Here is a 12131-nt window from a genome sequence, read left to right on the forward strand (position 1 = left end):
CCCATCGCGCGCCAGGACCCCGACGGAGGGAGCCGCTGTGACCGACGACGAAATCCTTCTCGGACTCGCGCTGACCGTGGTGCTCGCCACCGGATCGCAGATCCTGGCGAGCAAGCTGCGTGTTCCCGCCCTGATCATTCTGCTGCCTGTCGGCTTCGCCGCCGGCGCCCTGACGGATGTCATCCATCCTGACGAGTTGATGGGCCAGAGCTTCTCCGACCTGGTGTCCCTGGCCGTCGCAGTGATCCTCTACGACGCGGGCCTGGGGCTCAACCTGCGCAACCTCACCGGTCGGACGCGGTGGATCGTGGGCCGGCTGCTGCTGCTCGGCGTGCTCGTGACATTCGTGGGTGTCGGCCTCCTGGCACCGGTGTTGTTCGACATGCCGCTCAAAGTCGGCGCGATGCTTGGCATGATCCTCGTCGTTTCGGGGCCGACCGTGGTGGGTCCGCTGCTCGACTACGTGAAGCCGAGTGACAAGGCGCGACGCATCCTCATCTGGGAAGGAACCCTGACCGACCCGATCGGCGGCATCCTCGGCGCACTCGTCTTCCACGCCATCGCCTCGACCCACAAGGTGGACATCGGCCGGGGGTACCAGCTCGGCCAGTTCGCCATCAGTCTCGCGGTCGGTCTGATCGGCGGAGCGGTGGGAGCCGCGGTGCTGTGGTGGACGCTCCGTACCCTGCGGCTCGGCGAAACCCTGGGCACACTGGCGCAACTGGCCACCGTGATCGGCGTGTCGGCCGGCTGTGACATCGTCCGGGACGACACGGGACTCATCGCCGCGATCGTCACGGGTCTCGCTGTCACCAACATCCCCGGTTTCGACATGCCCGCCCGCCGGCCCTTCTTCGAGACCCTGGTGCAGTTGATCATCGGCCTGTTGTTCGTCTCCATCTCCTCCACCGTCACCCCGTCCTCCCTGGTGCCCGTACTCCTTCCCTCGCTCGTTCTCGTCGCGATCCTGGTCCTGGTGGTACGCCCCTTTGTCGCCTTCGCCGCGACCGCGGGTTCCGGACTGGCCCGGGGAGAGCGGGCCTTCATCGGGTGGATGGCGCCACGCGGCATCGTCGCGGCCGCCACGGCCTCGACCTTCTCCGCCAGTCTCGTCGCCCAGGGAGTGGACGGGGCCGCCGACATCCTTCCGGTCACCTTCCTGGTGATCGTGGCGACCGTCCTGCTGTACGCCCTGACCGCGGCCCCCGTGGCCCGACGGCTGGGCGTCGTGAAGCCGTCCGGCACGCGCATCCTCCTGGTGGGTGGCGAGCCATGGGTGGTCGATCTGGGACGAGCCCTGCGCTCCGCCGGACTCGATGTGCTGATGTGGGCAGGGCTCGATGAGGAGCGGAACAGGATCAAGGCTGCGGGCATCCAGCTGGCCAGGGGCGATCTGCTGGCCACGGCCACCAACCCCGGGGCACGTCTGGAGGGCGTGACGGCCGTGTTCCTGGCCACCGACGACGACGACTTCAACGCCCTCGCCTCGGTCGTGATGCAGGACAACGTCGAGGGCCCCGTGTACCGGGTCGGCCCGCAGCACGAAAGCCACGGGGTCGTCGCCCCCTACACCGGCGGCGCCATTCTCTTCGGCAGTTCGCTCGTCCGGCACGTCCTGGCGGAGCGCTACGAGGCCGGGGCCCGCTTTCTGGTGCAGCCCGCCTCCGTTCCACGGCCACCGGACCACGACACACTGTTCGTGGTGCGGGCAAACCACCAGCTGGAGCCGGTCACCGAGAACCAGCCGATCACGCCGCAGGAGGGCGACAGCGTCGTGGTGCTCGACGCCGCCCCTCGTCCGCGGTAGCGGCGACGCCCTCTCGGGCTATGTGCCGCTTCCACGTGCCCGGTTGAGTTGCGCATCCAGGGTGATGGCCGCATCGATCAGCGCGAGGTGCGTGAAAGCCTGCGGGAAGTTGCCCAGTTGTCGCCCTGTCAGGTCGATCTCCTCGGAGTACAGACCCAGGTGGTTGGCGTAGGTGAGCATCTTCTCCAGCACGAGCCTGGCCTGATCCGCCCGCCCGGCCCTGGCCAGAGCGTCGACGTACATGAACGTGCACAGGGAGAAGGTGCCTTCGGAGCCGCTCAGCCCGTCGGGCGAGGCCTCGGGGTTGTAGCGGTAGACCAGGCTGTCGCTGACCAGTTCGCGGTCCATCGCCTCCAGGGTGGACGTCCACATCGGGTCGTCCGCAGTGATGAAGCCCACCGTCGGTATCCGCAGCAGCGACGAGTCCAGCACGTCACTGCCGTAGTGCTGCACGAACGCCTCGCGCTTGGGATCCCATCCCTGTGCCAGCACCTGCTCGTAGATCCGGTCACGCTCGGTCGTCCAGCGTCCGCGAGCCGCCGGACGGCCGCTCGCATAGGAGAGTCGCAGAGCGCGGTCGAAGGCGACCCAGGACATGACCCGGCCGTAGGTGAAGTCCTTACGGCCGCCGCGGGTTTCCCACAGCCCCTCGCCCGGCTGGTCCCAGTGGTCGACCAGCCAGTCGAGAAGTATGTGCAGCGAGGACCAGCTCTTGGTGTCCAGCTGTATTCCGTGCTGGTGCGCGAAGTAGATGCTGTCCAGAGCCTCGCCGTAGATGTCCAGTTGCAGCTGGCCGGCGGCTCCGTTGCCGATGCGCACGGGGGCGGAGGCTTCGTACCCCTCCCAATGCTCCAGAATCTCCTCCTCCAGGTCGGAGGAGCCGTCGACCCGGTACATGATGTTCAGCGGCCCCGTGTCGGCGTCGCCTCCGATCTCCTCCCTCACACGATCGCGCAGCCAGCCGATGAACGCCGTCGCCTCTTCCTTGAAGCCCATACCCAGGAGGGCGTAGACCGAGAACGAGGCATCGCGGATCCAGGTGAACCGATAGTCCCAGTTGCGCTCGCCGCCCAGTTGCTCCGGGAGACCCGCGGTGGGAGCGGCGACCAGGGCCCCGCTCGGCGCGTACGTCATGAGCTTCAGCGTCACAGCCGAGCGTTCCACCGCCTCACGCCAGCGACCCGAGTATCGGGACTGGCCCAGCCAGGACCGCCAGAACTGGATCGTCTGCTCGTAGAGCTGCTGGAATTCCGCTACGCGGATTTCGTGGGGCGGCCCATCGGGCGACGACTCCATGACCACGCCGCGCTGCTGTCCGGCCCGCAGAGGCAGCGAGAAGCGCAGGTCTCGGCCTCCCGACAGCAGGTTCAGCAGCCGCTCGTCCTCCGGTTCACGGACGGAGTGAACGGCCAGTTCCAGCCCTTCCGAGGCGAACACCGCTCCGTGCTCGGTGATGTGCAGTTCGTGCGCCTTGCGGCCGTAGTCGAAGCGGGGGGCGATCTCTCCCTCGAACGTCATGTTGCCACGCACACAACGCAGCATGCGGACAAGGCGATGCCGGCCCGTTGCGACGGCCCCGGTCACCGGCATGAAATCGACCACTTCACCCGTGCCGGACTCCGTCATGAAGCGCGTTACCAGAATGGCGGTGTCCGGGAAGTACAACTGCTTCGTCGCGTAGGCCGGGTCGGCAGGCCGGACAGTGAAATGGCCGCCCTTTTCCCGGTCCAGCAAGGCGCCGAACACACTGGGCGAATCGAAACGCGGACAGCAGAACCAGTCGATAGTGCCATCGGTCGTCACCAAGGCCGCCGTCTGCAGATCACCGATCAGACCATGATTTTCGATCAGCGGGTACGCATCCATGAAGAGCCTGCTTTCACCCAGGGCCGTGCTGAAGGCCCATCCGAACGGACTCCGTGGCCTCCCGTAGGTGTCGCCCGACCAGCTTACGTGGGGGAACCCGTTCGGTCCTGTCCAGCGAATCCGGCGGGCATCTGGCGGGCAGCGGGACGGTGACGCGCCGATGCGCACGTTCGCTCATTGCCTTACCGTGAGGAAGGGTCAGGGAAGGGGACGGGCGTGCGCACGATGATGTCCTGGGCCTCGGTATTCCGGCTGCGACAGTACGCGAAATCCAGCTTGTGGATCGTTCCGCTGTGCGGCATCGCGTTGGGTGTCATTCTCGCCGAATGTGCCGTCGCCGCGGACGGGGCGGACTGGCCGCCGAGCGGATGGCGTTACTCCGCCACCACCGCCAGTGGCGTGCTCAGCGCCATTGTCGGGGCAATGGTGGCATTGCTGGGTTTTGTCGTGACGATCGGCGTCCTCGTCATTCAGCAGGCAACCGGAGCCCTGTCCCCGAGATATATGCGCCTGTGGTACAGAGACCGCCTCCAGAAAATGGTTCTGGCCACCTTCACCGGTACTTTCGCGTTCGCTTTCTCCCTGCTGCGCAGTATCGAGTCGAATTCGGTACCGGACCTCGGAGTCACCCTCGCGGGCGCAGCGGTCGCCGTCAGCCTGGTGCTCCTGCTCGTCTATCTCAACCGCTTCACACACAACCTCAGGCCGGTGGCCATCGCCGATATCGTCGGACGCATGGGTGAGAGCGTCTTCGCCCATGGGGTCACAGAAGTCCGTCGTTCCGCTCCGCACGATGGCGAGTCCGTCGCGTCAGGCGGCCCGGTGACGCTCGTCCGCTCTCCACGCGGCGGGGCCATTCAGGCATTCAACACGGCCGGGCTGGTGACCGCTGCGGCGCGCCATGACTGCACTTTCGTCGTGCCCCACCTCATCGGGGACTACGTACCACCCGGAGGTGTCCTCGTCGAGGTCCACGGCGGTACATCCGCGGCCGATCCCGAGCACCTGACCGGCCTCATCGCGCTGGGTGCCGAAAGAACCATCGATCAGGATCCCGCCTTCGCCATGCGGGTTCTGGTGGACATCGCCATCCGAGCGCTGTCTCCGGCGGTCAACGACCCCACGACAGCCGTGCAAGTGCTCAACCACATCGAGTCGTTCCTCACCCAGGTCGGCAGTACGCCGCTGCCCGGACGCTATGTGATCGCGGACGACCATGGCCGGCCGCGCCTCGTGCTGCAGGGACGCGACTGGGAGGGCTTCCTGCAACTCGCCGTCTCGGAGATCCGCGACTACGGGGCAACCTCCGTACAGGTCTGCCGCCGGTTGCGCGCCCTGCTCGACGACCTTCTCGACGCCCTGCCTCCCGCGCAACGCCCGGCGGTACGAGCGGAGTCGGAACTGCTGCGCCAGTCGGTGGAGCGAGGATTCACGGACCCGGCCTCCCGAGCCGTCGCGCAGCTGCCCGACCGCCAGGGAATCGGCGGACGGTCCAGGTCGTACCAGTAGGGAGTTCCGTCGGAGGGCGCGGCAACGGAATTGGATGCTTTCCCGCGGTTCGATCAGCGGGCCGCCGTCTCGTTCACGTTCGGTGCCTCGCTGTTCAGCCTCGGCGTGTCCCTCGCCGAGACAGGCTCCGGCGCTGTTTGAATCGTCATATGACCAAGCGCGACGACGCGGCCCTGTTCGGCAACCGATTCCTGACCGCGCCCGCCCCTTCGGAGAAATTCCCCGAGGAGGGCATGGCCGCGATGGACGCCATGAGGCTGCTGGATGTGGACCTCGCCATGGAGGGCGATCCGCAGCGCAACCTCGCCACGTTCGTCACCACTTGGATGGAGCCGGAGGCTCGGCGGATCATCGCCGAGAATCTCCATCGCAATTTCATCGACCACGCGGAGTACCCGATTTCCGCCGAGATCGAGCAGCGTTGTGTGCGCATGCTCGCCGATCTCTTCAACGCGCCGGGCAGGACAACCGGCTGCCGGACCCAGGGCTCGTCCGAGGCGATCATGCTCGGGGCGCTCTCGCTGAAGTGGAAGTGGCGGGAGCGCCGCCAGGCGGCCAATCTGTCGGTCGACCGGCCCAACCTGGTCTTCGGCGGGGACGTCCACGTCGTGTGGGAGAAGTTCTGCCGCTATTTCGACGTCGAGCCGCGGATCGTGCCGCTCGCCGAGGGCAAGTACACGATCGGGCCGGAGGATGTGGAGCCCCACCTCGACGAGAACACGATCGGCGTCGTCGCCGTACTCGGCACCACGTTCACCGGACACAAGGACGACGTCGTCGGGATCGACAAGCTCCTGCGGGACGTCCGCGAGGAGCGGGACCTCGACATCCCGATCCATGTCGACGGAGCCAGCGGCGCATTCGTGTGGCCCTTCCTCTACCCGGACTCGAAATGGGACTTCCGGCTCGAACAGGTGCGTTCGATCAATGTCTCGGGACACAAGTACGGCCTCGTCTACCCCGGCATCGGCTGGCTGGTCTTCCGCGAGGAGTCCGACCTGCCCAAGGATCTCGTGTTCTACGAGAACTACTTGGGAAAGACCGACGCGACGTTCACGCTGAATTTCTCCACCGGCGCGTCGATGGTGCTCGCGCAGTACTACAACTTTGTGCGTCTCGGCCGCCAGGGCTACACCTACGTCATGAAGATGATGCAGGAGAACGCTCAGGCGTTGGCGGACAACCTGCGCGGCAGCGGCCGCTTCGAAGTGATCGGGAGCGGCCTCGAGCAGCTGCCGCTGGTCGCCTTCCGTCTCGCCGGCAAGCACGCCTACGACGAGTCCGATGTCGCTTGGCAGCTCTCGGCCGAGCGCGGCTGGATGGTACCGGCGTACACGCTCCCGCCGAACGCGGAGGGCGTGAAGATCATGCGTGCCCTGGTCAAGGAGACTCTGAGCCGCGAGCAGGTCGATCGCCTGACCCAGGACATCGAGGAGGCGTGTCGCACCTTGGACGACAAGGGTGCGGCCCACGGGCACGAGCGGGCCAGGGTCAAGCGCGGCACCGGCTACTGAGCCAGCCGCCGTTCCCGGGCGGGCGTCAGTCGGCCGGGAGTTCCTCTGCGGGCAGTCGGCCGCTCTGCACGGCGTCGACGAGTGCCTGGTGGTCGCGCTCGTTCTGGTCGGCGTACGCCTCCGCGAAGGTCACGAGGGCCCGGTCGAAGGAGTCGCCGCTGCCCAGGTAGGAGGCGATCGCGATCCGGTCGCCGGACCGCGCGTGCGCGCGGGCGAGGGTGAGGCCGCAGACGCCGCCGAACGCCTCCAGCTGCCGGGGCGACATCGTCTCCGGCAGCGCGATGCCTTTCCAGTCACGCAGCTGGCGGATGTAGAAGTCGCGGCGCTTGCCGTCGATCCCTTCCACGCGTTCCCAGCCGAGGAACATATCGCTCGCCGCCTGCATCAGCCGTTGTCCCGAGACCACCCGCTCGCCCTGGTTGCGGTACTGGCTCGCCCCGACATGGTCGGCGAGAACGGAGGTGTCGGCCTCCTTGGCCTGGAGGAACAGCGGGTCCTGGCCGTTCCGGCCGAGGAGGAGGATGATCCAGCAGCGGGTGCCGACGCTGCCGACTCCGACCACTTTGCGGGCGACGTCCGCCAGTTGGTAGTCGGCCAGGAGGGCGCGCCGGTCGGACGGCAGGGTGTGCCCGTACCGCTCGACGAGTTCCCGGAACTGGCTCTCCAGTGTGCTGCGTTCGGTGTCCGGCAGCAGGTCCGCGATCGGTACCAGCAGCGGGGGATCCGCGGCGATCAATGGTCGGCCGTCGACCAGTTGCGTGAGCTTGCCGAATACCTGCAACGTGTCGCGGGAGCGGGCCTTCGCCAGGCTGCGGGCCAGCTTCTTCTGTCCGCTCTTGTGGAGCATTCCCGTGGTCAGGTCCTTGAGCCGGTCGGCGTCGATCTTCGCGTACCAGACGTCGAGGTTGCCCATTCCGGCGAAGTGGGCCATCGCCTCGCGGTACGAGCGCACGGTGCCGCTCACGATGCGGGCGCGTTCGGCGTCGTCGAAGCCGTTGGCCCGGGCGGCTATGACGAAACTCGCCGACAGCCGCTTGACGTCCCACTCCCAGGGACCCGGCAGGGTCTCGTCGAAGTCGTTGATGTCGAACATCAGATCCCGCTCCGGCGACGCCAGCAGCCGGAAGTTCAGCAGGTGCGCGTCTCCGCACAGCTGAGCGGTGATTCCCGAGACGGGGGTGTCGGCCAGGTCGGACGCCATGATCGCGGCGGCGCCCCGGTAGAAGCGGAACGGGGACTCGGTCATCCGGCCGTAGCGGATCGGAACCAGCTCCGGGACCCGGGTCGCGGACTGTGCCTCCAGGATCGCCAGCGGGTCCGTCCGGTGCGGAGAGGGCTTGTACACGGCGTGTCCGGACCGCGGTGAACGGCGCCGGGCCTCCTTGCCGTGTGCCGCGCGTTCCTCGGGCGTGGCGCGAGGCACCGCCCGCATGGCCGTAGTCGCATGCTGAGGCATCGATGACCCTCCTGTCTGGCGTTGTGGCCGTCCGGTCGCCCGGGGCACGCGGTCTCGTTCCCCCGGGGTTCGCCCTGCCGATCATCGGGCTCTGCTCTCAGCGTCGGCCCTCGATCCGGGTGTCGGGGACAGCGATGCCGATGCCGGGCGCCGCGGCGCTGTCGCCTGCCGCCGTCATGACGCGTGTGGTGCCCACGACGGGTGGGATCGCGACGAGCGCATCCCGCAACTGGTCGCGGTCATGCCTGCCTTGAGGGCGGCGTCGGCATGGGCGACGCGGCGAGGGTGTCCAGGACCGGGGTTCGTGATGCGGTGGCCATGCAGATGCCTTCCCGTGTGCTTCCGACGCCGGGTCGGAATGATGGCGGGGCAGGGGGTGTCCGCGAGCGCCGGGCACTCTTCAACCCTAGTTCCGTCCCCGGCGTCCCGCCTGGCGACGCGGTCCCCGAAGCCCCGGGGCAGGGGAGGTCAGCGCAGGCCGCTCTCGCGTTTCCCGGAGCCTTCCGCGAGGCCCTGGGCCTCGCCTGCCAAGGGGGCGGAAGGCCGAAGACCCGGGAAGCCTGCCGCCGTCCAGGGGCTGTTCGCAGGCTTCCAGCCAGTCGAGGCAGGCGCCCGTCCAGCAGGCCGCCACCGCCGGCTCGTCCAGGGCCCGCCAGCCGTACCGGACGTTCGACGAAGAGGATGTGGTCCGGCCGTGGGATCTCGGTCGCGGGGCGCATGAACGGGTGGGCGAGCGGTCGGCGTTCGCCCCGGACGCGCAGAAGTGGGCGATTTCGCCGAGCGGTTCGGCCCGGGTGGGCCGGAACTCGTGGGCCTCCACGAAGCGGGACATGACCTCGGGCGGGCGGCGTTCGAGTGTCAGGGCGAGGCGGGCAGCGCAGAGCCGGGCGCGGAACGTTCTCCTCGTCGAAGCCGCCATGGCCGCGCGGGCAGCGCAAACGTGACGCCACCGCAACCCCACGGTGAGAACCCCGGGCGGCGGTCGCCGCGTCCTGACCGGCATGGAATCGCAGAAGTTCCCCGAGCCCCGGCAACCGGAAGGCTGCCTCGTCACCGCCATCCGCATCCCCGTGCGGATCGTCGTGCTCGTGCTGGTCGTGCCGGTGCGCATGGCATGGGACGTGCTGGTCGTGGGCGGGCGGTTCCTGAACGACACCGTGTTGCGGCCCGTCGGCCGGGCGCTGCTGTGGGTCGGACGGGCCGTGTTCGTCTGGCCGTTCGTGGGGCTGTGGCGGTACGTCCTCGTGCCGGTCGGCCAGGGCCTCGCCTGGCTGGGACGGGTGTTGGTCGTCGTCCCGGCGGTGTGGCTCTACCGGGTCGTACTGACCCCGGTCGGGCATGCCGTCGCCTGGGCCGTACGGGCCACTGGCGCGGGGATCGCCTGGGCGCTGCGCGGGATCGGAGCCGGGCTCGGCTGGGTGCTGCGCGGGATCGGGGCCGGGCTGAGCTGGGTCCACGCGTACGTCCTCGTGCCGGTCGGGCGCGCGATCGCCTGGGTGTGCAAGGGGGTCGGCACCGGGCTCGGGGCACTCGCGCACGGCGTGTTCGCCGTACTGACCTGGCTGTTGCGCCACCTCGTCGTCGTGCCGTTCCTGTGGCTGTACCGCTGGGTGCTCACGCCCGTGGGGCACGCCGTCGCCTGGTGCGCCAAGGGCCTGTGGTGGGTGCTCACGGCGATCGTCAAGGGCATCGGTCTCGCCCTGTACTGGATCGCCCGGGTGCTGCTGGTGCTGCCCGCGCTCGGCCTGTGGCGGTACGTCCTCACACCCGTCGGCCGGTTCCTGGCCGTCGTCGGACGGGAGATCGGGGACGCGCTCGGGCACGCCTGGCGGGTGGCGGGACACATCTCGCGCGCCGTCGGACGATTCCTCGGCACTCTCCTGCGGTGGACCTTCGTCGAGCCGGTCCGCTGGGTGTACCGCACGGTCCTCACCCCCGTCGGACACTTCGTCCGCGACGCCGTCTGGCGGCCCGCCGCCGAGGCCGCGCGCGGTGTCGGCCGGGTGACCCGACAGGTGCTGTCGGCCGCGCGGGACTCCGCACGCCAGGCCCGCGCCGACTTCCGGCGGATGCTGTTCGGGGAGCCCCGGCGGGCACCCGAGACGGCCCGGCGGGAACTCTCGGACGGCGGAGCGCGTAGTCTAGACAAGAGGGCCACGCGCGAAATGTCCCCGCGCAAGCGGGGTTGATCCCGACCACGACACCGGGCAGGCGTCGGCCCGAGGATGCTCCCCGCGCATGCGGGGATCGTGCATGGACCGCGTACGCAAGGAGAAGTTCCACTGGGCAAGCGACAGCCCGAAGGCCCGCCGCCGGCACCCGCGGTGCAGCGCATCCGACTGCGTTACACCAAGCGCGGCCGCCTGAGGTTCACCAGCCACCGCGACTTCCAGCGCGCCTTCGAGCGTGCGCTGCGCCGCGCCGAGGTCCCCATGGCCTACTCGGCCGGATTCACGCCGCACCCGAAGGTGTCCTACGCCAATGCCGCACCCACCGGCACGGGCAGTGAGGCCGAGTATCTGGAGATCGCGCTCACCGCGGCGCGGGACCCGGAGGAGCTGCGCGCCCTGCTCGACGAGTCGCTGCCCCCCGGGCTCGACGTCGTCGACGCGGTCGAGGCCCGTACGCCGGGGCTCGCCGACCGGCTCACGGCCTCGGTCTGGGAGCTGCGCCTGGACGGCGTGGATCCCGAGGACGCGGGCCGCGCCGTGGCCGCCTTCAACGGGGCGGAGACCGTCGAGGTCCAGCGGATGACCAAGAACGGCGTCCGTACCTTCGACGCCCGTTCCGCCGTGGTCAGCCTGGGAAGCGTGGCCGGAAGTACAGAAACGCACAGTTCGCCGGCTGATAGGCCGACGGACCAGCCCTGTGCGATACTGCGGCTGGTTGTTCGGCACGTGACGCCTGCCGTACGACCCGACGACGTCCTGTCCGGTCTCCGCGCCGTGGCCGACCTGGCGCCGCCGGTCCCCGCAGCGGTGACCAGGCTGGCGCAGGGGCTGTTCGATGAAGAGACCGGCACGGTGACCGACCCGCTCGCGCCCGACCGCGAGGCAGCAGCGGCCCAACCGGCCGCGGCGACTGCCGCCGCGAAGGAGCCTGCGTAAGGAAGTCCCGCGAAGGGACGGACGTCGAAAGCGCCGCCCTCGTACTCGGGAGCCACCTGGGTCGGGCAGCGCACCGACCAGAAGACTTTCGCCAGGCCGTACGCGACAAGGCGTACGGAACCGGCGAGACAGGACACAGAGAGCTCCCGTGCGGCGCCCGCGCCCCGGACGGCGGCACACGCGCACAGCGCGAGCCGCGGACGTCACCGGCCACCGGCCGGACCATGCGCGGCGCCCGGGAGCCTGACGGGAGATACGCCCGCATGCTCGAACCGACCGAGCCCATCGAGGGTTCCGAACCGAACACCCCCAGCGACACCCTGCCGCCGCGTCGTCGGCGCCGTGCCGCGTCGCGTCCGGCGGGTCCGCCGGCCGCCACCACCGACAGGCCCGAGGAGATCGTCGCTCCGGCCATACCGGCCGACCCGGAGCCAGAGGCCGACATCCTGGCCGAGGCGGAGGCCGAGGCTGTGGAGACGGCTGAGGCTCCTGTTGCTGAGGAGGCTGCTCCCGCGCCGCGTGCGCGTCGTCGTGCCACCCGTCGTGCTGCGGCTCCTGCCGGTGCGTCGGAGGCCGCCGAGGCCGTGGTGGCGGAGACGCCTGCTGTGGCTGAGGCGTCTGCGGTGACCGAGGCTGTGGAGACGGCTGAGGCTCCTGTGGCTGAGGAGGCCGCTTCCGCGCCGCGTGCGCGTCGTCGTGCCACTCGTCGTGCTGCGGCTCCTGCCGGTGCGTCGGAGGCTGCCGAGGCCGCCGAGAGCGTGGTGGCAGAGGGGCCTGCTGTGACCGCCGAGGTCACGGAGACGGCTGAGGCTCCTGTTGCCGAGGAGGTCGCTTCCGCGCCGCGTGCGCGTCGTCGTGCCACTCGTCGTGCT

At 69.2% G+C, this 12131-nt stretch carries 7 protein-coding genes and 1 pseudogene; 6 read left to right on the top strand and 2 right to left on the bottom strand.

Annotation, left to right across the window (positions count from 1 at the left end):
* Positions 1–37 precede the first annotated feature (37 nt).
* Positions 38–1807, top strand: coding sequence for a cation:proton antiporter (locus tag ABZZ79_RS01785; RefSeq protein WP_356685349.1), 1770 nt, complete (start codon positions 38–40; stop codon positions 1805–1807).
* Between the two features lie 18 nt (positions 1808–1825).
* Here the strand turns inward: ABZZ79_RS01785 and ABZZ79_RS01790 are convergent, their stop codons facing one another.
* Complete coding sequence (locus tag ABZZ79_RS01790) at positions 1826–3673, bottom strand: glycoside hydrolase family 15 protein (RefSeq protein ID WP_356685352.1); 1848 nt, start codon at positions 3671–3673, stop codon at positions 1826–1828.
* 225 nt (positions 3674–3898) lie between these two features.
* On the opposite strand from ABZZ79_RS01790, the gene ABZZ79_RS01795 reads away from it, so the two are divergent.
* Positions 3899–5182, top strand: coding sequence for a DUF2254 domain-containing protein (locus ABZZ79_RS01795; protein WP_356685843.1), 1284 nt, complete (start codon positions 3899–3901; stop codon positions 5180–5182).
* Positions 5183–5331: 149 nt separating this feature from the next.
* On the top strand, positions 5332–6696 hold the full coding sequence (locus ABZZ79_RS01800; RefSeq protein ID WP_356685354.1) for a glutamate decarboxylase: 1365 nt from the start codon (positions 5332–5334) through the stop codon (positions 6694–6696).
* Between the two features lie 25 nt (positions 6697–6721).
* Here the strand turns inward: ABZZ79_RS01800 and ABZZ79_RS01805 are convergent, their stop codons facing one another.
* On the bottom strand, positions 6722–8152 hold the full coding sequence (locus ABZZ79_RS01805) for a DUF2252 domain-containing protein (RefSeq protein ID WP_356685357.1): 1431 nt from the start codon (positions 8150–8152) through the stop codon (positions 6722–6724).
* 1001 nt (positions 8153–9153) lie between these two features.
* Here ABZZ79_RS01805 and ABZZ79_RS01810 point away from each other — a divergent pair.
* The 3 genes and pseudogenes from ABZZ79_RS01810 to ABZZ79_RS01820 all read left to right on the top strand — a co-directional run.
* Complete coding sequence (locus ABZZ79_RS01810; protein ID WP_356685359.1) at positions 9154–10341, top strand: hypothetical protein; 1188 nt, start codon at positions 9154–9156, stop codon at positions 10339–10341.
* Between the two features lie 135 nt (positions 10342–10476).
* Entirely contained in the window at positions 10477–11259 is a 783-nt protein-coding gene (locus ABZZ79_RS01815) for a TIGR03936 family radical SAM-associated protein (protein ID WP_356685362.1), read from the top strand.
* A 263-nt stretch (positions 11260–11522) separates the two neighbouring features.
* Positions 11523–12131 (top strand): annotated as a pseudogene (locus tag ABZZ79_RS01820) (ribonuclease E/G); the annotation flags it as partial.

Source organism: Streptomyces sp. NPDC006458 (assembly GCF_040612135.1).
Taxonomy (GTDB): domain Bacteria; phylum Actinomycetota; class Actinomycetes; order Streptomycetales; family Streptomycetaceae; genus Streptomyces.

Excerpts from the sequence above, each read along its gene's own strand:
- ABZZ79_RS01795 (WP_356685843.1), top strand. The coding sequence starts at position 3,899 with ATGATGTCCTGGGCCTCGGTATTCCGGCTGCGACAGTACGCGAAATCC.
- ABZZ79_RS01810 (WP_356685359.1), top strand. The coding sequence starts at position 9,154 with ATGGAATCGCAGAAGTTCCCCGAGCCCCGGCAACCGGAAGGCTGCCTC.
- ABZZ79_RS01800 (WP_356685354.1), top strand. The coding sequence starts at position 5,332 with ATGACCAAGCGCGACGACGCGGCCCTGTTCGGCAACCGATTCCTGACC.
- ABZZ79_RS01790 (WP_356685352.1), bottom strand. The coding sequence starts at position 3,673 with ATGGATGCGTACCCGCTGATCGAAAATCATGGTCTGATCGGTGATCTG.
- ABZZ79_RS01805 (WP_356685357.1), bottom strand. The coding sequence starts at position 8,152 with ATGCCTCAGCATGCGACTACGGCCATGCGGGCGGTGCCTCGCGCCACG.